The sequence below is a fragment of the Pseudomonas graminis genome (assembly GCF_004364335.1).
In the GTDB taxonomy this organism is placed as follows: domain Bacteria; phylum Pseudomonadota; class Gammaproteobacteria; order Pseudomonadales; family Pseudomonadaceae; genus Aquipseudomonas; species Aquipseudomonas graminis_D.
Genome location: NZ_SOCR01000005.1, coordinates 409,451 through 435,101 on the forward strand (window position 1 = coordinate 409,451; position 25,651 = coordinate 435,101).

Genomic DNA, 25,651 nt, shown 5'->3' on the forward strand with positions numbered 1-25,651 from the left:
CCGCATTTCGGCACAGAGATAGTGAACACAATCATTGCGGCGCTGCCACCGCGCACCACCTTTCAGGAGAACTGCCATGTCTGATCATCACACCTACAAAATGCTGGAGCTGGTCGGGTCATCGACCGTGGGCACCGACGACGCGATCCAGAACGCTATTGCACAGGCTGCCAAGTCCGTGAAACTGATGGAATGGTTCGAAGTGCTGGAAACCCGCGGCCACATCGAAGACGGCAAAGTCGGCCACTTCCAGGTGACCATCAAGGTCGGTTTCCGTATCGACAACAGCTGAGTCGCTGAACTTTTGAAGTGGCCGAGTGCCACAACCTTCGCTATACATACCGCGCAGTCGTGACTCCCACCAAGGTTCATGACGCAGGTTCATGTAGTCAGGCCGCCCGATTGGAGCGGCCTTGTTGATCCTAAAATTGCGCCTGACGAGGGGATGTACCGATGAAAAAAGTTCTGTTGGCCATAGGCTTGTTGAGCATTGCGGGCACTACGATGGCTGCTGGCAAATCGTGCGATGACGTCAAAGCCGATATCGACGCGAAGATCAAAGCCAAAGGCGTTTCTTCCTACACGCTGGAAGCTGTTGAAAAAGGCAGCTCGGCAGACGGTAAAGTCGTCGGCACCTGCGAAGGCGGCAGCAAGGAAATTGTTTACAAGCGCGGCTGATACTGGCGCGCAGATACAAAAAAACCGACGCATCTGGCGTCGGTTTTTTTGTTTATGGCGGACCGGATTCAGCGCGCGGCCCTGAATCAGCCCCTGGCTGCCTGTGCCAGGATCTCGTAGGAGCGCAGGCGGTCAGCGTGTTCGTACATGTCGCAGGTGAAGATCAGCTCGTCTGCGTCGGTTTGTTCAAGCAGTACGTCCAGCTTCGCGCGAATCTTCTCCGGACCGCCGACGACTGCCAGCCCCAGGAAATCCATCACCGCATCACGTTCATGGGGCAGCCACAATCCATTCATACTCTCGACGGGCGGCTTCTGCATCAGACTCTGCCCACGCATCAGACTCAGGATGCGTTGGTACACCGATGTCACAAGGTACTCGGCTTGTTCGTCGGTCTCTGCGGCGGCCAGAGGTACGCCGAGCATCACGTAGGGCTTGTCGAGCACTTCAGAAGGCCTGAAATGACTGCGGTAGACGCGAATGGCTTCGTGCATGAAACGTGGGGCGAAGTGCGACGCGAATGCATACGGCAGGCCTCGCTCACCGGCCAGTTGCGCACTGAACAGGCTCGAACCCAGCAGCCAGATCGGCACATTGGTGTTGGCGCCCGGCACGGCGATGACCCGCTGATGAGGCTGACGCGGGCCGAGGTAATTGACCAGTTCAGTCACGTCATCGGGGAAATCGTCGGCACTGCCGGAGCGCTCGCGACGCAGGGCACGAGCGGTCATCTGATCGGAACCCGGCGCGCGGCCGAGGCCCAGATCGATACGCCCCGGGAACAGGCTTTCCAGGGTGCCGAACTGCTCGGCGATCACCAACGGCGCGTGATTGGGCAGCATGATTCCGCCCGACCCGACCCGAATGGTCGATGTACCACCGGCCAGATAGGCCAACAGCACTGAAGTCGCCGAACTGGCGATGCCATCCATATTGTGGTGCTCGGCCACCCAGAAACGGTTGTAGCCCCATTTCTCGACGTGTTGCGCCAGATCCAGCGCATTACGCAGTGATTCCGCCGGGCCTTTGTCTTCGCGGACGGGCACCAGATCGAGCGTCGAAATCTTCACATCAGCTAATCGTTTCATAGGCCGTTGTTGATCCTCTTGGGCTTGGATCGGCACATCCGTCGGGGGACATCACGCGAGCAAACCGGCATTAAGACTAAATATTTGCGTTAAGCCATAGGATAAGGGCGGATTTCAGAGTTGCAATGGGTAAGGTGAAATTTCCTACTAATTTGGTCGGATTTAACGTTGCGGCTACTCGTAAAAAAGCACAGGCGACATAAGCGTTGAACTAAGTCCGGCCTACACTCCTCAGAACTTTGGTCCGCGTGCGAGCCAAATCGCACTTTTTCATGAGGAGACACCATGAGCATCGTCAAGAAAGCATCCGCCCACTGGGAAGGTGACCTGAAGTCGGGTATCGGCAGCATCTCTACTGAAACCGGCGTCCTGCGTGAAGCGCCGTACGGCTTCAAGGCCCGTTTCGAAGGCGGCAAGGGGACTAACCCGGAAGAACTGATCGGCGCAGCCCACGCTGGCTGCTTCTCGATGGCACTGTCGATGATCCTCGGCAATGCAAACCTGAAAGCCGACAGCATCGACACCACCGCTGACGTCACCCTGGATCAAGTCGATGGCGGTTTCGCGATCACTGCAGTGCACCTGACACTGAAAGCCAAGATCCCTGGCGCAACCCAGGAACAGTTCGAGAAGCTGACGAACGATGCGAAGGAAGGCTGCCCGGTTTCGAAAGTGCTGAACGCCAAGATCACGCTCGATGCCACTCTCGTGAGCTGATTCACGTTACTGTTGCACTCGATGGCCCGCAATTGCGGGCCATCTTCGTTATGGACGCGCCAGAACCGGCGTGCGCCCCCACGGTCACATGCAAGGCCGATGCGTATCGCACGGTGTCGAAGGAGTCGAACATGAAACGTATCGCCGCAATCCTGATTCTCGGAGCACTGAGCACCAGCGCTTTCGCTGCACCCAAGCCATGTGAAGAGCTTAAAGCCGAAATCGAAACGAAGATTCAGTCTCAGAGCGTCAGCTCATATACGTTGGAGATCGTGGCCAATAAAGATGTCACCGACCAGACTATGGTCGTCGGTACCTGCGAAAACGACACGAAAAAAATCATCTACCAGAATAACGGTCGCTAGTCCGGGCGTGAGCTGAAGTATCTCGTGGGCCTTGCCTAAGCCATCTCTTGTGCGCGCTGAAGCAGAGATCACGCGTCACGGAATGCAGAAGATGTTCCCCTCCTCCGCGAGCACGTTGCGTTGCTCGTCCCGCAACTGCGCGTCGATGCTGTTGGTAATATTGCGCACATCCAGCCGATAGCGGTGGCCGGCCTCGAAGCGGTCGTAGTTGATCGTCACGTAGCAGGTTCGCTCGTTGTAGATGTCCATCGACAGGCCCATCGCGCCGGGCGCGTAGTCGTAGTCATACCGCACTTCGAGCGTGTGCTTGCCGGGCGTGACCTGAAAGAAGCGACCGTCGTCGGTGCGCACGCCATCCAGCTTGTCGGCCATCAGGGTTTTACCGGTGAACGTATGCAGGTCGACCCATGCCTGCTGGGAATCAACCGCAGGCAACGGCCCCGCGCATCCGGCCAGAAGACTCAGGGCAACGATGGACACAGGCAAGCGCATGACAAACTCCGCAGTAGGCAAATGGTTATGATGGTTGCGTCAGAGGCGAGCTGTCCGGCATAACGCTGATGTTTGCACTTCATGAATATCGACGTTAAGGCTGCTGCATGATTCGATCGAAAAAGGCCTGGCTGCAACGTGGCCTGCCGGTGCTGGCGACTTTACTCCTCGGCGGCTGTTCCAGTCTTTCCTATTACTCGCAACTGGCCAGGGGCCAAATGGCCCTGTTGCGGGCGCGGGAGCCGGTTACCGACGTCATCGCAGACCCGAATCGCGACCCCAAGCTGCGCGATCATCTGCGCAAATCACAGCAGGCGCGTACGTTTGCGACCGAGCATCTGCATCTACCCGACAACCGCAGCTACCGCCTTTACGCTGACATCCATCGCCCGTTTGTCGTCTGGAATGTCTTTGCGACGGGCGAATTCTCCCTTGATCCTGTCACCCACTGTTTCCCGATCGCCGGGTGCGTGGCCTATCGCGGTTATTACGCCCAGGGCGCGGCGCGCGGGGATGCGGCGGTGCAGAAGCTTGAGGGCAAGGACGTGTATGTGAGCGGCGTGGAGGCGTACTCGACGCTCGGCTGGTTCGATGACCCGATCATCAGCTCGATGATGAACTGGGGCGATGAGCGACTGGCCACGCTGATCTTCCATGAGCTGGCGCACCAGCGGTTTTACGTGAAGGACGACAGCGAGTTCAACGAGTCCTACGCCAGCTTCGTGGAGCAGGAAGGCACACGTCAGTGGCGCGCGGCGCGCGGTCTGCCTGCGCAAGGTGGGTCTTCGGAGGCGCGTCGACGCGATCAGCTCACCCAACTGGCCCTCGACACCCGGGATCGGCTGAAAGCGCTGTACGCGGAGCCGCTGAGTCCGCAGGTGATGCGCGAACGTAAGGCGGCCGAGTTCGACCGTCTGCGCAGCGAGTATCGGCAGCTGCGTGACAGCCAATGGGGCGGCGACAAGCGTTTCGACGGCTGGGTGTATGCACCGATGAACAACGCACGCCTGCTGCCCATTGGTCTGTACGATCAGTGGGTGCCAGCGTTTGAAGCGTTGTTCAGGCAGGTCAACGGCGATTGGCCTGCGTTCTATTCGGCGGTGGAAAAGCTGGGCGGATTGCCCAAAGATGAACGCAAGGCGGCGTTGGAGCGGCTTGCTAAGCTATCTGCATGACGTCGGACGTGTGGGAGCGCGCTTGCCCGCAAAAACGGAGTGTCAGTCGATTAATTCTTAGCTGACCCGGTGCTTTCGCGGGCAAGCGCGCTCCTACAGATTGAATGCCCTTAGCTTTTGAGAAATGCCCGGTGCAGCGCGCTCACCGAATCAAAAAGATACGTCGGCGCCTCGGCTTCCAGCTCCTCGCGACTGCCAAACCCATACCCCACCGCCGCGACGTCCAACCCGTTGCGCTTGCCGCCAATCAGATCGTGTTTACGGTCGCCGATCATCAGCGTCTGTTTCGGGTCGAGCTGCTCCTCCTCCAGCAAGTGGCGGATCAGCTCGACCTTGTCAGTGCGGGTGCCGTCCAGCTCGCTGCCGTAGATCACCTTGAAATGGCGCGCGAAGTCGAAATGTCGGGCGATTTCATGGGCGAACACCCAAGGCTTGGATGTCGCGATGAACAGCGTCCGACCCTGATCCGACAGCATGTCCAGCAGTTCGAAAATGCCGTCGAACACCAGATTCTCGTAAAGGCCCGTGACCTTGAAACGCTCGCGGTAAAAGCCCACAGCGTCCCAGGCCTTCGCTTCGTCGAAGTCGTAGGCACGCATGAATTGCTGCAACAGCGGCGGGCCGATGAAGTGCTCAAGCTGAGTGATGTCGGGTTCATCGATGCCCAGCTTGCTCAAGGCAAACTGGATGGAACGGGTGATGCCTTCGCGCGGATCGGTCAGGGTGCCGTCCAGGTCGAACAGAATATTCTGATAATGCATGTGTGCTCTCAGCAGGGTTTGTCGAAGCCTTCAGCCAGGTGCTGGTCCTTCAGCTTCACGTAATTGGTCGCGCTGTAGGGGAAGAAGGCGATCTCTTTCTCGGTCAGCGGGCGCATCTGCTTCACCGGACGTCCGACGTAGAGAAACCCGCTCTCGAGGCGTTTGCCGGGCGGCACCAGACTCCCCGCGCCGATGATCACCTCGTCCTCCACCACCGCACCGTCCATGATCGTAGTACCCATGCCGATCAGAATGCGATTGCCGACGGCGCAGCCGTGCAGCATGACCTTGTGGCCGATGGTCACTTCATCGCCGATCAGCAGCGGAAAACCGTCCGGGTTGAACGGCCCGGCGTGGGTGATGTGCAGCACGCTGCCGTCCTGCACGCTGGTGCGCGCGCCGATGCGGATGCGGTGCATATCGCCACGGATCACGCTCAGCGGCCAGACCGAACTGTCTGCGCCGATTTCGACATCGCCGATCACAACCGCCGAATGATCGACAAACGCCCGCTCGCCAAGGGTCGGGGTGTGGTTCTGGAACGTGCGAATGGCCACGATAGGCTCCTTCTCTGGCGCCGATAGCTGCGGTCGGCGCCGATTGTAATTAAGATGCGTGGGTGTTTCTTTTAGCCAAGGTGCCAAACCGTGAGCGCGAACAACCCTCTGTTGCAATCCTACGACCTGCCACCTTTCTCGGCGATTCGCGCCGAGCATGTAAAACCTGCCATCGAACAGATTCTCGCCGACAACCGCGCCGCGATTGCCGACATCCTCGCCAAGCAAGGTTCGCAGCCTACATGGGCGGGCCTGGTGCTGGCGATGGACGAACTCAATGCTCGCCTGGGCGCCGCCTGGAGCCCGGTCAGCCATTTGAACGCCGTATGCAACAGTCCGGAACTGCGCGAGGCCTATGAGTCTTGCCTGCCGGCGCTGAGCGCGTATTCGACAGAAATGGGTCAGAACCGCGAGCTGTTCCAGGCCTTCGAAGCCCTGGCCAATAGCCCGGAAGCAGCGAATTTCGACGTCGCACAGAAGACCATTCTTGAGCAATCACTGCGCGACTTCCGTCTGTCGGGCATTGATCTGCCGCCGGAACAACAAAAGCGCTACGCCGAAGTGCAGAGCAAGCTGTCCGAGCTGGGCAGCCAGTTCTCTAACCAGTTGCTCGATGCGACCCAGGCCTGGAGCAAGCACGTCACTGACGAAGCGGCCCTCGCCGGCCTGACCGATTCGGCCAAGGCGCAAATGGCCGCCGCTGCCCAGGCGAAAGACCTGGAAGGCTACCTGATCACGCTCGAGTTCCCGAGCTACTACGCCGTCATGACCTACGCTGAAGACCGCGCGCTGCGTGAGGAAGTCTACGCGGCGTATTGCACCCGCGCGTCTGACCAGGGCCCGAATGCAGGCAAGAACGACAATGGCCCGATCATGGAGCAGATTCTCGATCTGCGTCAGGAACTGGCCAAGCTGCTGGGTTTTGCCAGCTTCTCCGAGCTGAGCCTGGCCACCAAGATGGCCGAGTCCAGCGATCACGTTCTCAGCTTCCTGCGTGATTTGGCCAAGCGCAGCAAGCCGTTTGCCGTTCAGGACTTGCAGCAGTTGAAAGCCTATGCCGCCGAGCAAGGCTGCCCGGACCTGCAAAGCTGGGACAGCGGTTTCTATGGCGAGAAGCTGCGCGAGCAGCGCTACAGCGTTTCCCAGGAAGCCCTGCGCGCCTATTTCCCGGTCGACAAAGTGCTGACCGGTCTGTTCGCGATCGTACAAAAACTGTACGGCATCGAAATCGCCGAGCAGAAAGGCTTCGATACCTGGCACCCGGACGTTCGCCTGTTTGAAATCAAGGAAAACGGCCAGCACGTCGGCCGCTTCTTCTTTGATCTCTACGCCCGCGCCAACAAGCGTGGCGGTGCGTGGATGGACGGCGCCCGCGATCGTCGTCGCACCGCGGAAGGCACGCTGCAAAGCCCGGTGGCCAATCTGGTCTGTAACTTTACCCCGGCGGTCAGCGGCAAGCCTGCGCTGCTCACCCACGACGAAGTCACCACCCTGTTCCATGAATTCGGCCACGGCCTGCACCACCTGCTGACCCGCGTCGAACACGCGGGCGCGTCCGGCATCAATGGCGTGGCGTGGGATGCGGTCGAGCTGCCGAGCCAGTTCATGGAAAACTGGTGCTGGGAGCCGGAAGGCCTCGCGCTGATCTCCGGCCATTACGAAACCGGCGAGCCGCTGCCCCAGGACCTGCTGGAGAAAATGCTGGCCGCAAAGAATTTCCAGTCCGGGCTGATGATGGTCCGTCAGCTGGAGTTCTCGCTGTTCGACTTCGAGCTGCACGCCACACACGGCGACGGCCGCACCACGCTGCAAGTGCTCGAGGGCGTGCGTGACGAGGTGTCGGTGATGCGCCCGCCTGCCTACAACCGCTTCCCGAACAGCTTCGCGCACATCTTTGCCGGCGGTTATGCAGCGGGCTATTACAGCTACAAATGGGCCGAAGTGCTCTCTGCCGATGCGTTCTCGAAGTTTGAGGAAGAAGGCGTGTTTAACGAGCAGACTGGCCGTGCGTTCCGTGAGGCCATTCTGGCGCGCGGCGGGTCCCAGGCGCCGATGGTGCTGTTCGTCGACTTCCGCGGACGCGAGCCGTCGATTGACGCACTCTTGCGCCATTCGGGCTTGAGTGAGGAAGCGGCAGCATGACCGAGTCACCGCGGGTGATTACCAAGAAGCGCTTCATCGCCGGGGCGGTCTGCCCGGCGTGCAGCGAGCCTGACAAGTTGATGATGTGGAACGAAGACGACGTGCCGCACCGCGAATGCGTGCACTGCGGTTATTCCGACACCCTCAATGCGCAGGGGCAATCGATCCCGACAGAACTGGGCACACGGGTGAACAAGCCTGTGGTGAAGCCGGCCGATCCGAAGGTGCAGGGCGTGCAGTTCTTCCCGAATCCGAAGCTGAAGAAGCCGGTTGATCCGAGCTGACGTGATCCCGGATAAAAAAAAGGGATGCCCGCCGTGGGTATCCCTTTTTTGTAGCGTTTGTGGATTACCGTGTGCCGTTGATATAGGCGAAAGAGATTTTGCCACCGATGGCCCTGGTGTAGTTCGTCACCTTAACGTCGCTGTTTGAATAGCTGCTGTTGAAGCTCGGGATGACGACGGGAAGGGTAATGTCGCGCAGAACCTCCACAGTCGTCCGCCCCTCGCTGAAATTACCTTGGGGATGGCCCGTGAGCGTTAAAGACGTGCCCGCTTTGGCCTTGAGGATTCTGGCAGACTGGATTTCGTCATTGGAGCAGCCAAAGCTATTGCTCTTCATCTTCATGTTGTAACTGGAGCTGAAAGGAATCACGCAATCCAGGTTCTGACTGGCATGGGTGCCCTCGTAGAACGCCACCGATGCATCGGAAAAATCGGTGGGTGTCCGGCTGATGACAATGCGCGACGTCTTGCCATCAAGCCCGTTGTTGCGGTTATAAACGGCTTGGTAATCGCTGTTGCTCGCGTCGGACTCGAAACTCGGAATGACTACACGCTCGCCAATGCCAATGTTGCGCTTCACGTCGATAGTAATGTGGTCGTCCTGGGTATTGCCACTGCCACTGTCGAACAACTGAATGCGGGTTCCACTGGCAACACCCGACAAGGACATCGACCTCGCCTCATCGTTTTCACAACCGTTGGCCTTGCGATTGACCACCCCGGTACTGACAGGTATCACGCAGACAATGTCTTGTGACCGGCTTGCATTTCGACCTTCATGCAGAAAGATGCCGCCGTTGTTGAGCGCAGCGGTATAACGCTCCGCCTCACCGCTTTTGTAATTGTTGATACCAACGTAGTTGGGGACAACACCACAGTTGTCCTGGCGGCGCTTGAGGTAAGTCAGGTTGTTGTCGTAGCTGGCCGAGTCGAAGACGGTAGATGTGCCCGGGTGAAACTGATTCATGAGGAACAACCGTTTCCACTGCTTATCCGTCGAGGCGGCTACCTTTTCAGCGTTGAGCGGCAACCCACCCCAGCGCGTGGGGCAAGACCAGTCGTGAGTACTTTCAATGCTGCTGGCAACGTTCCCCAGGGTGTCCCACTTGTTCTGCACAATCCAATCCTGATCAAACATAACCGTGATCTTTTTGCCCTGGACCCAGTAGTCGCCTGCGACCTCACGTTTGTCCGCCAACAGGATAAGACGGTTATTACGTGCCGCCATTTGGTTGAGCGTTGGCCACCGATCCGCAGCGAAGTTTGCCGGGTCGAATGAAACGCTCGCGAGTTCCGGCAGAGTATTGAATACCTCCTGCAGGTGTTCCCGGTTGACGTAGGTTTCGAGGAACAGCGTGACGACCTCACTTGGATTCCGTTGCAGGAAAGGCAGAAATTCTGTTTTCAAGTGATTGGATAACGGCCCGTAGCAGGCCATTTGCTTATGGCACACTTTGATGCGTTCTTCGGGGCGAGGATTTGTGTTTTCTACATAAAGATCAAGCATGAAACCCCTGACGCCATCGTTGAGTTGGCTCGGCATCTCCTTCAGGTTTTGATTGATCTTTTCATAGGAATTGTGGGTGGTGACCCAACTGTATTCATTGAATGGGTTATTCCGAGAGTCGAGCGTAGTCGCGTGTGCCTTGAGTGTGGCTATGCCAAAAAGTGCCGCCAGGGCAATCCGTGTGTAATTGAACGTCATTGTCGAAATCCTTTTCGATAGGGTGTTTCCGGTAGGCTTTAAATGCATCCATGCCAATATCGGCATGTGCTTAGTAGTAGTTGTATTTTGTGTCAGCGCCACCCTACCGCCAGAAGGCTATGTTGCAAAATGCGAGGGATTTTTCGAGCAAGGGGACTGGATCGATTGGCAAGACAACGATGACACCGATCCCCTTAATTGATCATGCCTACTTTGTGCGACCAGCCTTTGATCGCACAAAGGGCAAACACGCTGGTGCTGCACGCACCGCTGTCCATCGCCGACTTCAGCGCCGCCACATCGACATTATTGATGTAGGCAATCCCGCGCTTGAGACTGTCTTCGTCGCCATAACCGCCGTGCTCCATCTCATCCAGCGCTGCCTGTTTGCTCCAGCCCTGGGCGACGATTCGGTACATCGCTGCCACCAGACCGGTCCGGTCCAGGCCGTGTTTGCAATGAATCAGCACCGGCCCGTTTTGCTGCGCGGTTTGGATGGCACGGAGGCTTTCGATCACATCGGCGTCGTCGATGTGCACCACCTGCAGCGGAATCTGTACCTGCTGCACGGAGGCGTCGGACAGCCATTTGCTGTCACTTTCTTTTAGGAAGTTGATCACTGTGCGCACGCCGAGCTGCTGCAAAAGCGGCTGAGCAGCAGCGTCAGGCTGGCGACTGCGGTAAAGCGTCGGCGTGATCTGGTAAAGGTTGTAGTGCGGGTCGACGAGCTGCGCCCATTGCGCCGGGCGTGACGATTGTGCCGGCGACACATCCTCGGCGTGAGCGAGAGGAGCAGATGACACGGCCAGCAGCAGGATGAGTTGAGCAGCGAGCGGGCGAAAGCGCATGGAAGACGTACCGTGAAAATCAGCCATTTATCGTGGGGCAAGTTTTCGCTGCCCAGGGTCAAGGCGCTGTGAGGCGCGTGTCAAAAGTTGGTGAAAGCCATTGATCGGTGCCTGGGTGTTTTTCCGGATCTGCGCGTGAAGGGCATGTGCGTTTCGCGATACTGTATGCATAACCAGTTACCGAGGAGCCGTCATGTCCATTCAGTTGCCCCCGCGTGGGCGCGGTACCGCGACCAATCCGCATAACCGCTTTGCGCCCAACCGATCCGTGGCCGAGGACGACGGCTGGTATCAGGAAGTGCCGCTGACCCAAGGCACTACCGTTACGTTGGAAACGGCCAAGAGCATCATCGCGCGCAACTCATCGCCCGACATTCCTTTCGACCGCTCGATCAATCCTTACCGGGGATGCGAGCACGGTTGTATTTATTGCTACGCCAGACCGAGCCACGCCTATTGGGACATGTCGCCCGGGCTGGACTTCGAGACCAAACTCATTGCTAAAACCAACGCCGCAGCTCTTCTGGAGCAGCAGCTGTCCAAACCAGGCTACAGCGTTGCGCCGATCACCCTCGGCGCGAACACTGATCCGTATCAACCCATCGAGCGCGAATACACATTGAGCCGGGCGACGCTGGAAGTGCTGCTGCGCTATCGCCATCCGGTGACGATCATCACCAAAGGCTCACTGATTCTTCGGGATCTGGATTTGCTGGCCGAGCTGGCGAAGTTGCGGCTGGTGTCGGTGTTCATCAGCCTCACGACGCTGGACGACGAGCTCAAGCGCATCCTTGAACCCCGGGCTGCCGCGCCCAAGGCCAGGCTGCGGGCCATACGGGTGTTGCGCGATGCCGGCGTGCCGGTGGGCGTTTTGCTGGCGCCGATGATTCCGATGATCAATGACATGGAGTTGGAGAAGCTGATGGCCGAGGCCAAGGCCGCCGGGGCGTTGAGCGCGAGCTATGTGATGCTGCGCCTGCCGCTGGAGGTTGCCCCGTTGTTCGAAGAGTGGCTCCAGGCGCATTATCCGCAAAGGGCCGAGCATGTGATGAGCCTGGTACGACAGAGCCGCGGCGGCGAGGTGTACGACAGCCGCTTTGGCTCGCGAATGCGTGGTGAGGGAGTCTTTGCCGAACTGCTGGCCCAGCGTTACAGCCTCGCCATCAAGAAGCACGGCTTGAACCGGCGGGAAAGTTTCCAGCTGGACTGCAGCGCGTTTTGCCCGCCCGGGGGGCAGATGTCGCTGTTGTGACTCGGGCGGCGTCTTACAGCGCGAGATTGCTGATCTTGCCGCGTAAGACGCGTTGTCATTGTAGGAGCGCGCTTGCCCGCGATTGCGGTCTTTCAGTATAAAAAATGGCGACCGACAGCAAGCGTTCGAGGGCAAGTGTGCTCCTACAGCGTTCGGCGCCAGCTTGCGATTTAGATTTTCTAACGCAAGACCCGCGATCTAGAGCCACGCATTCAGTTTCAATTAAGTTTGCGCCGTTAAGGTGAGTCGGAAGTGGCCGATTGGTCTTGTAGGAAGAGTCGCACGAAGACCAAAAAAAGTGGGTCATCCACGGGATTCGCCGGAAAATTCACTTAAATCCGTCAGAGAGGATGAAACATGAGTGACCAGGATAAGCAGCCTCAGGCTGCAACCATAGGCGTAACGCCTCAGGTGGAAACCGCCGAAATGGCGCTGAAGCAGATCGTTGATGGCTTCAAGCAATTCCGCCATGACGTCTTCCCTCAGCAGGAAGAACTGTTCAAGAAACTCGCCACCGCCCAACATCCCCGGGCCATGTTCATTACCTGCGCCGACTCGCGCATCGTCCCGGAACTCATCACCCAAAGCTCACCAGGCGACCTGTTCGTTACCCGTAACGTGGGCAACGTCGTTCCGCCTTATGGCCCTATGAATGGCGGCGTTTCTACCGCGATTGAATACGCCGTTCTGGCCTTGGGCGTGCAGCACATCATCGTGTGTGGCCACTCGGATTGCGGGGCCATGCGCGCCGTGCTCAACCCCGACACCCTCGAAAAAATGCCGACGGTCAAAGCCTGGCTGCGTCACGCCGAGGTCGCCAAGACCGTTGTGCAGGACAACTGCAGCTGCAGCAGTGAGCACGAAACCATGCACGTGCTCACCGAAGAAAACGTTATCGCGCAGCTGCAACACCTGCGTACGCACCCTTCCGTGGCGTCCAAGCTGGCCAGTGGTCAGTTGTTCATCCACGGCTGGGTTTACGACATCGAAACCAGCGAAATCCGCGCCTACGATGCCGAGCAGGACTGCTTCCTGCCTCTGGATGGCGACCATCCGGTCCCCATGGCGTCGATTCCCCGCGGGCGATATTGATCGCCGGCTGACCCGCTGCGCCTGAGCGCAGCGGCGTCGGCCCTGACGCTTCCACCCTCATACAAGCTCGTAGCGGCCGCGTTCAGCGCGCGCCGCCGGGCGTTGTCACGTCTGAATTCCGGAGAGTCGTCATGGCTACTACTGATCTGAAAGCGTTGTTACCACGGGAGCTGCTGGCTTCCGTGGTGGTTTTTCTGGTGGCCCTGCCGCTGTGCATGGGGATCGCCATCGCTTCCGGCATGCCGCCCTCCAAAGGTCTGATCACCGGCATCATCGGCGGTCTGGTGGTGGGCTGGCTGGCCGGTTCGCCGCTGCAGGTCAGCGGCCCGGCGGCAGGTCTGGCGGTGCTGGTGTTCGAGCTGGTCCGTGAACATGGCATGGCGATGCTCGGGCCGATTTTGCTGCTTGCCGGCGCATTGCAGCTGTTGGCTGGACGATTGAAGCTCGGCTGCTGGTTTCGCGTGACAGCGCCGGCGGTGGTGTACGGCATGCTGGCGGGCATCGGCGTGCTGATCGTGCTTTCGCAAGTCCATGTGATGTTCGACAGCGGGCCCAAGCCTTCCGGGCTGGACAATCTGGTGGCATTCCCGCAGACCGTTATGGGTGCGATGGGGATGGGCAGTGCCATGCAGGCTGGTCTCCTCGGGCTAGGCACCATCGCAGTGATGTGGCTGTGGGAAAAGCGTCGTCCCCATGCGCTGCGATTCGTGCCGGGCGCGTTGCTCGGCGTCGGTATCGCCACGGTGGTGAGTCTGGTGATGAGCTTGCAGGTCAAGCGCGTGGAAGTCCCGGCCAATCTGGCTGAGGCCATTGACTGGCTGCGCCCCGCAGACCTGCTGAATCTGGCGGATCCTGCCATCCTGATCGCGGCGATTGCCGTGGCCTTCATTGCCAGTGCCGAAACGTTGCTGTCGGCGGCGGCGGTGGACCGGATGCATGACGGACAGCGTTCGGATTTCGACAAAGAGCTCAGCGCTCAAGGCGTGGGTAACATGCTGTGCGGTCTGGTCGGCGCTCTGCCGATGACCGGCGTGATCGTGCGCAGCTCGGCCAACGTGCAGGCGGGTGCGAAGACGCGGCTGTCGGCGATGTTCCACGGTCTGTGGCTGCTGGCGTTCGTGCTGCTGCTGTCCAGTGTGCTGCAGAGCATTCCTGTGGCGAGCCTGGCCGGCGTACTGGTCTATACCGGCGTGAAGCTGGTGAATGTTCAGGCGCTCAAAGGGCTGGGACGTTATGGCCGCATGCCGATGTTCATCTACGGCGCGACGGCCAGCGCGATTGTCCTGACCGATCTGCTGACGGGCGTGTTGATCGGCTTTGGCCTGACTCTGGTGAAGCTGGCGCTGAATGCATCGCGCTTGAAGATCAATCTGGTCGACCTGCCTGCCGAAGGCGAAATGGAGCTGCGCCTCAACGGTTCGGCCACTTTCCTCAAGGTGCCGGCCCTGACGCAGACGCTGGAAAGCGTGCCGCCTGGCACCACGCTGCATGTGCCGTTGGGCAACCTGACCTACATCGACCATTCCTGCCTTGAGCTGCTGGAAGAATGGGGTCGGGCCAATGCAGCGCAGGGCTCGCGTTTGCTGTTGGAGCAGCGGCTGCTCAAGCGTCGCGTGGAGGGACGTATGCGTACGTCGATCGGAGGGACGGCGCTGCATTGAAGCCAGTGTCAGGGGACGTGCGGGATCAGTCTTTCCCGCACTCCAGCTCCAGCCCCACGCCCAACTGGCGTGACAGGCTGGGCCAGCGCTTCCACGCCGCGTCGGTGTCCGGGCTGGCGAGGCGCTCGCGATACGCCTCCACCGACTCCAGCGAGAAGCTCTCGTCGTCCAGCATTTCATCAATAGCGTGATGCACCACTTCGTCGAGCTGATTGGCGAACGATTCGCCGATCAGCTGGTGGGCGATGACGCTGGCCACGGTGGTGTTCATCGGTATCAGCGGCTGGCCGAAATGCTTGATGTACAGATCATTCACTTCTTCCACCAGCCGGTGAGCGAGATAAGCCTCATCCAGCAACCCGTCCAGCCCTTCGTGGCCTGCCATGATGGCGGGCGGCGCGGTGAAGAATTGCTCGGCGATTTTCAGGACCGGCCTGATCTGGCTTTCAATGCCCGCCTGCAACGCGACGTCATGGGCGGCGTCCAGCAAGTCCGGGACCTGACCGATGTAGGCAATGACGAAACGCGTCAGTACGCCTCGCGCGTCTACGTCAGGCAAGTGAATGGAGGGGTGCAGATGAGGAAGTTGCGACTCCAACTGGCGCGATAGCTGGCCGGATTGGTTCTCATGTTCCTGAGCTCGGGTGATCTGCTCGCGCAATGCGGCGGTGTTCATGGATGCTCCATAGGCAGTGAAACCAGGCGGTCATTATAGGGAAGTCCATACCTTAGCTTGCCCACAAATGCCGCTAAGACGTAATTGTCATAACAGCTTCATGCTTATGTGCATAATCGCGCGCTCGTTGACCACTTATGGGCTGAACTCATGACCCGAACCCAGAAAACCGTTTTCATCCTTGCGGCCATCGTGGCGCTGGTCCTTGGCCTGACCGTCTACCGTGTGCTGTCAGGCCCGGATCAGGGCGACCAGACAGCGCTTATCGACGCAGGGATTATCCTTCTCCCGCAGAGCCGCAACGTGCCGGATCTCTCGCTCACCGATCAGGACGGCCAATCCGTGTCATTGAGCCAATTGAAGGGCAAATGGACGATGCTGTTCTTCGGCTACACCTTTTGCCCGGACATCTGCCCGACCACCCTCGCCCAGCTGCGCCAGATCAAAAGCGAGCTGCCCAGTGAGGCCGTCGGCAAACTGCGCATCGTGCTGGTCAGCGTTGATCCCGATCGCGACACCCCGGAACAGCTCAAGCAATACCTGGGTTACTTCGACAAGCAGTTCCTCGGCTTGAGGGCGCCGGTCGATACGCTGCAGAAGCTGGCGAATGCCGTGAGCATCCCGTACATCCCGGCGGACACCCGCAAGCCGGGCTATACGGTCGACCACAGCGGCAACCTCGCCCTCCTCGGCCCCGACGGCACCCAGCGCGGTTTCATCCGCGCGCCGCTCAACGGCCAGAAGCTGGTGGCGCAGTTGCCGGGGCTGGTTGAAAGGAAGTAAGCACTGATAATGCCGGCCTTGCGCCGAGATCATTGCAGGAGCGCTTGATGCCTAACGGCGGCCTTTGTAGGAGCGCGCTTGCCCGCGATGGCTGAGGCACGGACGCTAGAGATATATCGGGTGTACTGACCATTTCGCGGGCAAGCGCGCTCCTACACGGGGTCGTGGTGGATGATCAATCTGAGCTTGTGCACTATCTGTAGGAGCCGGCTTGCTGGCGAACGCGGTTTGCCAGCTGCAATTTCCATCTCTGAAAAACCGCATTCGCCAGCAAGCCGACGTCCCACGACGTCGCCCGCGTAACCGGCTTGATCAGAACGCCGGGACCACAGCGCCTTTGTACTTCTCAACGATGAATGCCTTGGTTTCCGGGCTGTGCAGCGCGGCGACCAGTTTCTGGATGGCCGGGGCATCCTTGTTGTCTTCGCGGGTCACGAGGATGTTCGCGTAAGGCGACTCTGCCCCTTCAATGATCAGCGCATCCTTGGTCGGATCAAGCTTGGCAGTCAGCGCGTAGTTGGTATTGATCAGCGCCAGGTCCACCTGCGTCAGAACCCGTGGCAGGGTCGCCGCTTCCAGCTCGCGGAATTTCAGGTTTTTCGGGTTTTGCTGCACGTCGCTTGGCTTGGCGGTGATGCTGGCCGGATCCTTCAGAGTAATCAGGCCGGCCTTGACCAGCAGCAACAGGGCACGGCCCTCGTTGGTGGCGTCATTCGGGATGGCAACGTTGGCGCCATCCGGCAACTCGGCCAGACTCTTGAGCTTGTCCGAATAGGCGCCAAACGGCTCGATGTGAACCTTGGCCACACTAACCAGATTCGTGCCCTTGCCCTTGTTGAACTCATCGAGATACGGCTGGTGCTGGAAGAAGTTGGCGTCCATGCGCTTCTGGTCGACCTGCACGTTGGGCTGAATGTAATCGTTGAACACCTTCACGTTCAGGGTCACGCCTTCCTTTGCCAGCATCGGCTTCACGAACTCGAGAATCTCGGCGTGTGGCACGGCAGAAGCCGCAACGGTCAAGCTTTCATCAGCATGGGCAGACAGCGCCGCCACGGCAGCGAATACAGCCAACAACTTCTTCATGTCTACTACTCCTGAAATGCGCGCGCAGTGGCGTGCATCTGCCGGTCAGTGACCGGCGAATTCGGTTAACGGTGTGAAAAGTGCGCGACCAGTCTGTCGCCGACGGTTTGCAGGATCTGCACCAGCACCAGCAGCAATACGACCGTTACAAACATCACATCGTTCTGGAAGCGTTGGTAACCGTAGCGAATCGCCAGGTCGCCCAAGCCACCGGCGCCGACTGCACCGGCCATGGCCGTGAACGACACCAGCGCAATCGCGGTCACGGTGATCGCCGCGAGGATGCCAGGACGCGCTTCAGGCAACAGCGCCTTGAGCACGATCTGCCGGGTCGTGGCCCCCATCGCTTGAGTGGCCTCGATGATCCCGCGATCCACTTCCCGCATCGCGGTTTCCACCAGGCGCGCGAAGAACGGCGTGGCGCCGGCGATCAGCGGCGGCAGCGTGCCAAGGATGCCCAGCGAGGTACCGGTGATGATTTCCGTCAGCGGCATCATCACGATCAGCAGGATGATGAACGGCAGCGCCCGCAGCATGTTCACGATCAAGCCCACGGTGGTGTAAACCGGCTTGTTCTCAAGCAACTGACGCGGCGAGGTGAGGAACATCAGCACGCCAAGCGGCAAGCCCAGCAGGACGGTGAAGGCAAGCGACACGCCGAGCATGATCAGGGTGTCGCCAGTCGCCAGCCAGATTTCGTACCAGTCGACGTTGGAAAACAGGTTGAGAAAAGTGTCCATCAGCGCAGGACCTCCATGTGAACGTCGGCTGCGGTGAAGCGGGCAAACGCGGCGTCCATGTCACCACCGGTGATGGCCAGCGTCAGTTGGCCGTAAGGCGTGTCTTTGATGCGGTCGATACGGCCGGCCAGAATGCTGTAGTCCACACCGGTTTCCCGCGCGACCGTGCCCAGCAATGGCGCGTAGGTCGCTTCGCCCTGAAACGTCAGGCGTACGATGCGGCCTTGAACATGGGCGAAATCGCGGTTCAGCTGGTTTTCGTCGACCTCTTCGTCTTCCTGCACAAAGCGGCGAGTCGTTGGGTGTTTAGGGTGGAGAAACACATCCGCCACAGCGCCCTGCTCGACGATCACGCCCGCATCCATGACCGCCACTTGATCGCAGACGCGACGGATCACGTCCATCTCGTGGGTGATCAGCACGATGGTCAGCTTCAGTTCGCGATTGATCTCGGCCAGCAGCTGCAACACCGATGCCGTGGTTTGCGGGTCAAGGGCGCTGGTGGCTTCGTCGCACAGCAGAATCTTCGGCTTGGTCGCCAGCGCCCGGGCGATGCCGACGCGTTGCTTCTGGCCGCCGGACAATTGCGCCGGGTACTTTTTGGCGTGATCGGAGAGACCCACGCGGGCGAGCAGCTCGGCCACACGCTGATCGATCTGTGCGCGAGACATGTCCCCGGCGAGCGTCAGCGGCATGGCGACGTTGTCGGCCACGGTCTTGGACGAGAGCAGATTGAAGTGCTGGAAAATCATTCCGACCTGACGGCGGAAGCCGCGCAGACCATCGGCGTCCAGCGCGGTGACATCGACGTCATCGACCAGAATCTTGCCGCCGCTCGGCGCTTCAAGACGGTTGATCAGGCGCAGCATGGTGCTCTTGCCGGCGCCGGAGTGGCCGATCAGACCAAACACCTGGCCGTTTTCGATGCGCAGGCTGGTGGGGTGCAGCGCGGGAATTTCCCGATCGGCAACCCGATAGGTTTTGTGGACGTTTTGGAACTCGATCACGGAGCGAACCTTGTGGGGCGCGTTGAAAAATCAGCGTGGAGACTCATGCCTTCATCACGCTGCTGAGCGATGCCATTTCGGCTTCGGCTGGGTAAACCGGGCGCGCATTTTAGCCTGTCGAATCCAGGTTGGGCCCAGCCTTCTTAGCATTTATTTCACACTGGACCTGCCGAACGGTCATATGGATGGCCGACTGTCAGTCCGGCGATGGAAATCGAAGAATCGGAAAAACAAACGGAACGGCTGTTTTCATCGTCAGTCATTTACTTAGCGCCTGAATATTGCCTGGCTTCATGTCAGGCATTTCCGCCTACGAGCTCCTGCTGCCTCCACACCATGGAACGCCGAACAAGGAGCCGTCTGAACCGAGGAGTTTTGCCTGATGAGTAAGAACACAAACCCGCCTGTGAGCGCCAACGCCAAGAGCGAACTGGCGGGCACCGACACGCTGGACCGTGGCAACACAAACGCCAAGGTCGAAAGCCTTGAAACGTTCCGCTCCGACGCCACCGGTGAGGCCTTGCGCACCAATCAGGGCGTAAAGATCTCCGACAACCAGAACACGCTGAAAGTCGGCTCGCGCGGCCCATCGCTGCTCGAAGACTTCATCATGCGCGAGAAGATTACCCACTTTGACCATGAACGCATTCCGGAGCGCATCGTCCATGCGCGCGGTACCGCCGCTCATGGTTACTTCCAGACCTACGAGAACCATTCGGCGCTGTCAAAAGCCGAATTCCTGCGCGACCCGGGCAAGAAAACCCCGGTCTTCACACGCTTTTCCACGGTCCAGGGCCCACGTGGCTCCGGCGATACCGTCCGTGACGTACGCGGTTTCGCGGTCAAGTTCTACACCGACGAAGGCAACTACGACCTGGTCGGCAACAACATGCCTGTATTCTTCATCCAGGACGCCATCAAGTTTCCCGATTTCGTACACGCGGTGAAGCCAGAGCCTCACAACGAAATCCCTACGGGCGGCTCTGCTCACGACACGTTCTGGGACTTCGTTTCCCTGGTGCCGGAATCCGCTCACATGGTGCTGTGGACCATGTCCGACCGTGCAATCCCGAAAAGCCTGCGCTCCATGCAAGGCTTCGGCATTCACACGTTCCGCATGATCAACACCGAGGGCAAATCCTCGTTCGTCAAATTCCACTGGAAGCCCAAGTACGGTACTTGCTCTCTGGTGTGGGACGAAGCGCAGAAGCTTGCGGGCAAGGACACCGACTTCCATCGCCGCGACCTGTGGGAATCCATCGAGATGGGCGACTACCCGGAATGGGAACTGGGCGTTCAGATTGTTGCCGAGGAAGATGAGGACAAGTTCGACTTCGACCTGCTCGACCCGACCAAAATCATCCCGGAAGAGTTGGTGCCGGTAACGCCGCTGGGCAAGATGGTGCTGAACCGTAACCCGGACAACTACTTCGCCGAGACCGAGCAGGTTGCGTTCTGCCCAGGCCACGTCGTGCCGGGTATCGACTTCTCCAATGATCCGCTGCTGCAGGGCCGCCTGTTTTCGTATACCGATACGCAGATCAGCCGACTGGGTGGGCCGAACTTCCACGAGATCCCGATCAACCGTCCGGTCTCGCCGAACCACAACAACCAGCGTGATGCTCAGCATCGCACCACTATCGACAAGGGTCGCGCTTCTTATGAGCCGAACTCCATCGACGGCGGCTGGCCGAAAGAGACCCCTGCTGGTCCGCAGGATGGTGGCTTCGAGACGTACCATGAGCGCGTCTCAGCAGAAAAGGTGCGTGAACGCAGCCCTTCGTTCGGCGACCACTTCTCCCAGGCCACGCTGTTCTTCAACAGCATGAGCGAGCACGAGAAAGAGCACATCATCGCGGCATACAGCTTCGAGCTGGGCAAAGTGGAGCGTGAGCACATTCGCGCCCGTCAGGTGAACGAGATTCTCGCGAATATCGACCTCACACTGGCGCAACGTGTGGCTGAAAACCTTGGCTTGCCGGCCCCGAAAGCAGCGACCGTCAAAGCGCAAAGCAATGGCAAATTGAGCGTCGACAAGTCGCCACTGCTGAGCCAGGCGAACCTGCTGCCTGCTGACATTGCTTCGCGCAAAGTCGCTATCCTGGTTGCAAACGGTGTTGACGACAAAGCTGTAGCCGCGATGAAAGCAGCGTTGGAAGCCGAAGGCGCACACGCCAAGGTGCTGGGTCCTACCTCCGCCCCGGTTAAAACCGCAAGTGGTGCATCCCTGCCAGTGGATGCTTCCATGGAAGGTTTGCCATCGGTCGCGTTCGACGCTGTGTTCATCCCGGGCGGCGACGCTTCGATCAAGGCCCTGAGCGGCGATGGCGTGGCACTGCACTATGTGCTTGAGGCTTACAAGCACCTCAAAGCCATCGCCTACGCGGGTGACGCACAGAAACTGATCGACCTGCTGCGTCTGGAAGCCGATGCCGGTTTGCTGGCCGTTTCGGACAGCGCTTCCTTCAAGGCGTTCTTCGATGCGATTCAGCAGCATCGCGTCTGGGCTCGTGAGCCTAAAGCGAAGGCGATTCCTGCGTAATTTGCAGGACTAGCCGTCACAAAAAAGGCGTTGCCCGCGAGGGCAACGCCTTTTCTTTTGATCAAAAATCGATCAGGACTGCGCGGGTTTCAACACAATCTTCGCAGGCTCAGTGCGCTCGATTTCACGCTGCATCTGCAACTCGAAATCCGGATTGATCCTCGTGACGCGCTTGGTCAGCAAGGTCGCCAGCCAAGGGTAGTCGTCCGTGCGCGGTACCTGCACAGTGACGTCGCAGTTGAAGGCTGTGACGTCTTCAGCGATGTCACTCAACTGACGGCGCAACTGCTTCATGTCCCCTAGCTTCAGCTCGATGGTCGTGCTCTCGGCGCTCGGGTCGATCACCTTCGCCTTGCGCTTGGCTTCGGCAGCACGAAGTTCGGCTTCGGCCTTTTCCAGCTCGGCTTTACGGGCGTGGGCGATGGCACCGTTGACACCACTGGTCAGCGCCGGGGCCTTTGGCATCAAAGCGCGAGCGCGGCTGAGCGCGGTGGCGGCGGCATTCATGTCGCCTTTCTGCAGCACGATCTGGCTGCGGCTCAGGTACGCCTCGGCCAGTTGACGCTGGTATTGCTCAAGTCGGGGATCGTCCGGGGATTTGCTTTGCAGCGCGGCCAATTGATCCTCGGCGGTGGCCAACTCGCTGCTGGCGATGTTCTGTTCCAGCTGCTGATACGCATCGGGCGGCGCAACAGCCGCGGGTTGCTCGATGGGCTTGCTCTGGCAAGCGCTCAACAGCACGGAAAATGCAGCAAGCAGCAGATAACGGGATGCGAACGGCTTCATTCCTGCGATTCTCTATTTGCGCAAAAAACGAGCAAGTCTACACACAACTGACTTGCACCGAAAATAACTGATCACTATCGGTGGGCGCGCAAGGAGTCATTGCACATTGCCGCCATTGGATTATTGCGGAGTATGACTCAACCCGCCAGCCAAGGTTCTACCGCTTGGGCAAAAGGAAGCTGAGCAGAAACAGCGCCGCCGCCGAGACCACGATAGACGGGCCTGCCGGGGTGTCCTTGAACCAGGACAGCGCCAGACCCGCGCACACTGCAATGACGCCAATGATGCTCGCACCCAGAGCCATTTGCTCTGGCGAACGGGCGTGACGCTGTGCCGCAGCGGCGGGAATGATCAGCAGCGAGGTAATCAACAACACGCCAACGATCTTCATGGCCACCGCGATGACCACGGCGATCAGCAGCATCAACGTCATGCGCAGGGTCGCCACCGGCAGGCCTTCAACGGTCGCCAGCTCTTCATGCACCGTGATGGCCAGCAGCGGCCGCCACAGCGCACAGATCAGCACCAGCACCAACGCGCTGCCCGCGAGAATCCACGCCAGGTCGTTCGGGCTGATGGCCAGCAGGTCCCCGAAAAGATAGCCCATCAGATCAATGCGCACGTCACGCATGAAGCTCAACACCACCAGCCCGAGGGACAAGGTGCTTGGCGCCAGAATGCCCAGCAACGTGTCGGAGGCTAGCGGTTGGCGCTGCTGCAGGGTCACCAGCAAGACCGCCAGCAGGAGGCAGCCCACGGTCACGGCGATCGCCGGGCTGATGTCCAGCAGAAAGCCCAGGGCCACGCCGAGCAACGCGGCATGGGACAGCGTGTCGCCAAAATAAGCCATGCGCCGCCAGACCACGAAGGACCCCAGAGGGCCTGCCACTACCGCTAACGCGAGGCCTGCGAGCAAGGCGTAAAGAAGAAAATCAGCCATGCTTGCAGCTGTCCCCGTGGTCGTGAGTGTGGGTGTCGGTATGGACGTGGTCTTGAGCCGGCGCGGGTTGGCAGACTGCGCCATGCAAATCGTGGGCATGATCGTGATGGTGGTGATAGATCGCCAGGCTCGGCGCGTTCAGGCCGAACAGCTCTACAAAGGCGGGATCGTTACTGACCTGCTCGGGGTGCCCGGAACAGCACACGTGACGATTGAGGCAGACCACCTGATCGGTGGTGCTCATGACCAGATGCAGGTCATGGGACACCATCAGCACACCACATTGATGGCGGTTACGCAGCTGAGTGATCAGCGCGTACAGCTCGGCCTGCCCGGCCACGTCAACGCCCTGTACCGGCTCGTCGAGCACCAGCAACTCCGGCTTGCGCAACAGCGCGCGCGCCAGCAGCACGCGCTGCATCTCACCACCGGAAATCCCTTGCAGCGGACTGTCGATGACCTTCTCGGCGCCGACCTCGATCAGCGCCGCCCTCACGGTCTCCCGATCAACCCCAGGGACCAGACGCAGGAAACGCAGGACCGACAGCGGCAGCGTGGCATCGATGTGCAGTTTTTGCGGCATGTAGCCGACGCGCAGTTTCGGCTTGCGCCAGATTTCGCCCGAGTCAGCCTTGAGCAGCCCGAGAACGGCGCGCACCAGGGTGGTCTTGCCCGCGCCGTTGGGGCCGATCAGGGTGACGATTTCGCCCGAGCTGACGCTCAGCTGGATATGTTCCAGCACGCTCTGGCCGGCGCGGGTCACGCTGACGTCCTTCAGGCGGATCAGTGCATCGCTCATCAGGCGGCCTTGCACCCGGAACACACGCCGACGACTTCGACGGTTTGGGCTTCGACGTCAAAGCCGACCTCATTGGCCGCGTCGACGATGGCCGAGCTGATGCTGCCGTGCTGCAGCTCGATGGCGGCGTGGCACTCGCGGCAGATGAGAAATTGACCCTGATGCGCGTGGGTCGGGTGGTTGCAGCCGGCGAAGGCGTTCAACGACGCGATGCGGTGCACCAGGCCGTTTTCCAGCAGGAAGTCCAGCGCGCGGTACACCGTAGGTGGTGCGGCGCGGCGGCCATCTTCTTCGCTGAGCACGGCGAGGATGTCATAGGCGCCCAGCGGCTTGTGGCTCTGCCAGACCAGTTCCAGCACGCGACGACGCAAGGCCGTCAGCCGCAGGCCTTTGCCCGCGCACAGCGTGTCGGCTTCAGCGAGCGCACTGTGTACGCAGTGGGAGTGGTCGTGGGGGCGACTGGCCAGGGGTGTTTTAGACATGAGCGGCGACGGCCTTTGAGAGAGACGTTATTATGTTACCTGTTCCTGCCCCCATGAGTGGTTATCGTGTCCCGAATTTTTTTACTTTTTGTCGTATTTATTACCGGTTTCTCAACCATTACCGCTGCTGAAGCCAACGTCCGTGTTCTGACCAGCATCAAGCCGCTCCAGTTGATCGCCGCCGCTGTGCAGGACGGAATCGCGGTGCCGGAAGTCCTGCTTCCGCCGGGCGCATCCCCTCATAACTATGCGCTGCGGCCGTCCGACGTACGGCGCGTGCAGGAAGCCGATCTGCTCTACTGGATCGGCCCCGACATGGAGACCTTCCTGCCTCGCGTGCTGTCCGGGCGCAGCAAGGCGTCGGTCCCGGTCGAGTCGTTGCCGGGCATGCACCTGCGCCATTTCACCGCCAGCAGCGAGCACCACGATGATGACGAAGACGAGCATGACCACGATCACCGGCCGGGCAGCGTCGATGCACATTTGTGGCTGTCTTCGGTCAACGCGCGGGTGATTGCGGCGAAGATGGCCGCTGACTTGAGCCAGGCCGATCCCGCCAATGCGGCGCGTTATGAGAGCAACGTGAAGGCCTTCGACGCACGCCTTGACGCGCTGGACGTCAAAATCAAACAGCGTGTCGCCGACATTTCAGGCAAGCAGTATTTCGTGTTCCACGAGGCGTTTGATTATTTCGAAGAAGCGTACGGGCTGAAGCATGCCGGCGTCTTTGCCGTCAGCAGCGAGGTTCAGCCGGGTGCTCAGCACGTCGCCGCGATGCGCGCGCGGTTGACGGAATTCGGCAAGACCTGCGTGTTCAGCGAGCCGCCCCTTCGCCCGCGTCTGGCCGACACGCTCAGTGCGGGTTTGCCGGTCAAGCTGGCCGAACTGGACGGATTGGGCGGCTACACACCCGCCACCGCCCAGGGTTACGAGCAATTGCTGAGCAAGCTGGCGGATGATCTGGCGGGGTGCCTGGAGGGCTTGTGAGGCAGT

General features: G+C 59.8%; 27 protein-coding genes. 13 read left to right on the forward strand and 14 right to left on the reverse strand.

Features of this window, described 5'->3' with window-relative positions:
- Positions 1–76 precede the first annotated feature (76 nt).
- Positions 77–292, forward strand: coding sequence for a dodecin (locus EC919_RS11805; RefSeq protein ID WP_074886200.1), 216 nt, complete (start codon positions 77–79; stop codon positions 290–292).
- A gap of 161 nt (positions 293–453) precedes the next feature.
- Positions 454–678 carry a DUF1161 domain-containing protein gene (locus tag EC919_RS11810; protein ID WP_133774073.1) on the forward strand — a complete coding sequence of 75 codons (225 nt, stop codon included), beginning with the start codon at positions 454–456 and terminating at the stop codon, positions 676–678.
- A gap of 86 nt (positions 679–764) precedes the next feature.
- Here EC919_RS11810 and EC919_RS11815 read toward each other — a convergent pair whose 3' ends face one another.
- Complete coding sequence (locus EC919_RS11815) at positions 765–1,766, reverse strand: LLM class flavin-dependent oxidoreductase (RefSeq protein ID WP_133774075.1); 1,002 nt, start codon at positions 1,764–1,766, stop codon at positions 765–767.
- 285 nt (positions 1,767–2,051) lie between these two features.
- Here EC919_RS11815 and EC919_RS11820 point away from each other — a divergent pair, with 285 nt between their 5' ends.
- On the forward strand, positions 2,052–2,483 hold the full coding sequence (locus tag EC919_RS11820) for an OsmC family protein (RefSeq protein WP_037017022.1): 432 nt from the start codon (positions 2,052–2,054) through the stop codon (positions 2,481–2,483).
- Positions 2,484–2,614: 131 nt separating this feature from the next.
- Entirely contained in the window at positions 2,615–2,848 is a 234-nt protein-coding gene (locus tag EC919_RS11825; protein ID WP_133774077.1) for a DUF1161 domain-containing protein, read from the forward strand.
- Between the two features lie 75 nt (positions 2,849–2,923).
- Here the strand turns inward: EC919_RS11825 and EC919_RS11830 are convergent, their stop codons facing one another.
- Positions 2,924–3,340 (reverse strand): hypothetical protein, encoded by a 417-nt coding sequence (locus tag EC919_RS11830; RefSeq protein WP_133774078.1) that lies wholly within the window; start codon positions 3,338–3,340, stop codon positions 2,924–2,926.
- 107 nt (positions 3,341–3,447) lie between these two features.
- Between EC919_RS11830 and EC919_RS11835 the strand changes: the two genes are divergently transcribed.
- Positions 3,448–4,515 carry an aminopeptidase gene (locus tag EC919_RS11835; RefSeq protein WP_133774080.1) on the forward strand — a complete coding sequence of 356 codons (1,068 nt, stop codon included), beginning with the start codon at positions 3,448–3,450 and terminating at the stop codon, positions 4,513–4,515.
- 110 nt (positions 4,516–4,625) lie between these two features.
- Here EC919_RS11835 and EC919_RS11840 read toward each other — a convergent pair whose 3' ends face one another.
- Both EC919_RS11840 and EC919_RS11845 read right to left on the reverse strand, forming a co-directional pair.
- Entirely contained in the window at positions 4,626–5,276 is a 651-nt protein-coding gene (locus EC919_RS11840) for an HAD family hydrolase (protein ID WP_133774082.1), read from the reverse strand.
- A gap of 8 nt (positions 5,277–5,284) precedes the next feature.
- Positions 5,285–5,833: a gamma carbonic anhydrase family protein gene (locus tag EC919_RS11845; protein ID WP_133774084.1), complete on the reverse strand. Its 549-nt coding sequence runs from the start codon at positions 5,831–5,833 to the stop codon at positions 5,285–5,287.
- A gap of 90 nt (positions 5,834–5,923) precedes the next feature.
- On the opposite strand from EC919_RS11845, the gene prlC reads away from it, so the two are divergent.
- Positions 5,924–7,975 carry an oligopeptidase A gene (gene prlC / locus EC919_RS11850; RefSeq protein ID WP_133774086.1) on the forward strand — a complete coding sequence of 684 codons (2,052 nt, stop codon included), beginning with the start codon at positions 5,924–5,926 and terminating at the stop codon, positions 7,973–7,975.
- Positions 7,972–8,259, forward strand: a complete 288-nt coding sequence (locus EC919_RS11855; RefSeq protein WP_133774088.1) for a YheV family putative zinc ribbon protein — start codon at positions 7,972–7,974, stop codon at positions 8,257–8,259. Before prlC ends, EC919_RS11855 begins: the two co-directional genes overlap by 4 nt.
- Positions 8,260–8,323: 64 nt before the next feature.
- On the opposite strand, the gene EC919_RS11860 is transcribed toward EC919_RS11855, so the two are convergent.
- Together EC919_RS11860 and EC919_RS11865 are read right to left on the reverse strand one after the other, a co-directional pair.
- On the reverse strand, positions 8,324–9,964 hold the full coding sequence (locus EC919_RS11860) for a hypothetical protein (RefSeq protein ID WP_133774090.1): 1,641 nt from the start codon (positions 9,962–9,964) through the stop codon (positions 8,324–8,326).
- Between the two features lie 194 nt (positions 9,965–10,158).
- The gene (locus EC919_RS11865) at positions 10,159–10,812 is read right to left on the reverse strand and encodes a dual specificity protein phosphatase family protein (RefSeq protein ID WP_133774092.1); all 654 of its coding nucleotides are present in this window, start codon (positions 10,810–10,812) and stop codon (positions 10,159–10,161) included.
- Positions 10,813–11,005: 193 nt separating this feature from the next.
- Between EC919_RS11865 and EC919_RS11870 the strand changes: the two genes are divergently transcribed.
- From EC919_RS11870 to EC919_RS11880, 3 genes are all read left to right on the forward strand, one after another.
- On the forward strand, positions 11,006–12,064 hold the full coding sequence (locus EC919_RS11870; protein WP_133774094.1) for a PA0069 family radical SAM protein: 1,059 nt from the start codon (positions 11,006–11,008) through the stop codon (positions 12,062–12,064).
- A 426-nt stretch (positions 12,065–12,490) separates the two neighbouring features.
- The gene (locus EC919_RS11875; RefSeq protein WP_416148409.1) at positions 12,491–13,156 is read left to right on the forward strand and encodes a carbonic anhydrase; all 666 of its coding nucleotides are present in this window, start codon (positions 12,491–12,493) and stop codon (positions 13,154–13,156) included.
- 131 nt (positions 13,157–13,287) lie between these two features.
- A complete protein-coding gene (locus EC919_RS11880) occupies positions 13,288–14,817 on the forward strand; it encodes a SulP family inorganic anion transporter (RefSeq protein WP_133774099.1) in 1,530 nt (509 codons plus the stop codon).
- Positions 14,818–14,842: 25 nt separating this feature from the next.
- Here the strand turns inward: EC919_RS11880 and EC919_RS11885 are convergent, their stop codons facing one another.
- Positions 14,843–15,493 carry a hypothetical protein gene (locus EC919_RS11885; protein WP_133774101.1) on the reverse strand — a complete coding sequence of 217 codons (651 nt, stop codon included), beginning with the start codon at positions 15,491–15,493 and terminating at the stop codon, positions 14,843–14,845.
- Positions 15,494–15,643: 150 nt separating this feature from the next.
- Here EC919_RS11885 and EC919_RS11890 point away from each other — a divergent pair, with 150 nt between their 5' ends.
- Complete coding sequence (locus EC919_RS11890; RefSeq protein ID WP_133774103.1) at positions 15,644–16,276, forward strand: SCO family protein; 633 nt, start codon at positions 15,644–15,646, stop codon at positions 16,274–16,276.
- A gap of 312 nt (positions 16,277–16,588) precedes the next feature.
- Here the strand turns inward: EC919_RS11890 and EC919_RS11895 are convergent, their stop codons facing one another.
- The 3 genes from EC919_RS11895 to EC919_RS11905 form a co-directional block, all read right to left on the reverse strand.
- Positions 16,589–17,362, reverse strand: a complete 774-nt coding sequence (locus tag EC919_RS11895) for a MetQ/NlpA family ABC transporter substrate-binding protein (RefSeq protein WP_133774105.1) — start codon at positions 17,360–17,362, stop codon at positions 16,589–16,591.
- A gap of 65 nt (positions 17,363–17,427) precedes the next feature.
- Positions 17,428–18,102 carry a methionine ABC transporter permease gene (locus EC919_RS11900; RefSeq protein ID WP_133774107.1) on the reverse strand — a complete coding sequence of 225 codons (675 nt, stop codon included), beginning with the start codon at positions 18,100–18,102 and terminating at the stop codon, positions 17,428–17,430.
- Positions 18,102–19,109, reverse strand: a complete 1,008-nt coding sequence (locus EC919_RS11905) for a methionine ABC transporter ATP-binding protein (protein WP_133774109.1) — start codon at positions 19,107–19,109, stop codon at positions 18,102–18,104. Before EC919_RS11905 ends, EC919_RS11900 begins: the two co-directional genes overlap by 1 nt.
- A 382-nt stretch (positions 19,110–19,491) precedes the next feature.
- On the opposite strand from EC919_RS11905, the gene katE reads away from it, so the two are divergent.
- Positions 19,492–21,651 carry a catalase HPII gene (gene katE, locus EC919_RS11910; RefSeq protein WP_133774111.1) on the forward strand — a complete coding sequence of 720 codons (2,160 nt, stop codon included), beginning with the start codon at positions 19,492–19,494 and terminating at the stop codon, positions 21,649–21,651.
- Positions 21,652–21,723: 72 nt separating this feature from the next.
- Here katE and EC919_RS11915 read toward each other — a convergent pair whose 3' ends face one another.
- The 4 genes from EC919_RS11915 to EC919_RS11930 all read right to left on the reverse strand — a co-directional run bounded on the left by EC919_RS11915 (position 21,724) and on the right by EC919_RS11930 (position 24,658).
- Positions 21,724–22,437 carry a PA5502 family lipoprotein gene (locus EC919_RS11915; protein WP_133774113.1) on the reverse strand — a complete coding sequence of 238 codons (714 nt, stop codon included), beginning with the start codon at positions 22,435–22,437 and terminating at the stop codon, positions 21,724–21,726.
- 157 nt (positions 22,438–22,594) lie between these two features.
- Positions 22,595–23,377, reverse strand: a complete 783-nt coding sequence (gene znuB / locus EC919_RS11920) for a zinc ABC transporter permease subunit ZnuB (protein WP_133774115.1) — start codon at positions 23,375–23,377, stop codon at positions 22,595–22,597.
- A complete protein-coding gene (gene znuC, locus EC919_RS11925; protein ID WP_133774117.1) occupies positions 23,370–24,176 on the reverse strand; it encodes a zinc ABC transporter ATP-binding protein ZnuC in 807 nt (268 codons plus the stop codon). The genes znuB and znuC overlap by 8 nt, the downstream gene beginning before the upstream one ends.
- Positions 24,176–24,658: a Fur family transcriptional regulator gene (locus EC919_RS11930; protein WP_133774119.1), complete on the reverse strand. Its 483-nt coding sequence runs from the start codon at positions 24,656–24,658 to the stop codon at positions 24,176–24,178. The genes znuC and EC919_RS11930 overlap by 1 nt, the downstream gene beginning before the upstream one ends.
- 57 nt (positions 24,659–24,715) lie before the next feature.
- Between EC919_RS11930 and znuA the strand changes: the two genes are divergently transcribed.
- Positions 24,716–25,645 carry a zinc ABC transporter substrate-binding protein ZnuA gene (znuA, locus tag EC919_RS11935; RefSeq protein WP_133774121.1) on the forward strand — a complete coding sequence of 310 codons (930 nt, stop codon included), beginning with the start codon at positions 24,716–24,718 and terminating at the stop codon, positions 25,643–25,645.
- Positions 25,646–25,651 lie beyond the last annotated feature (6 nt).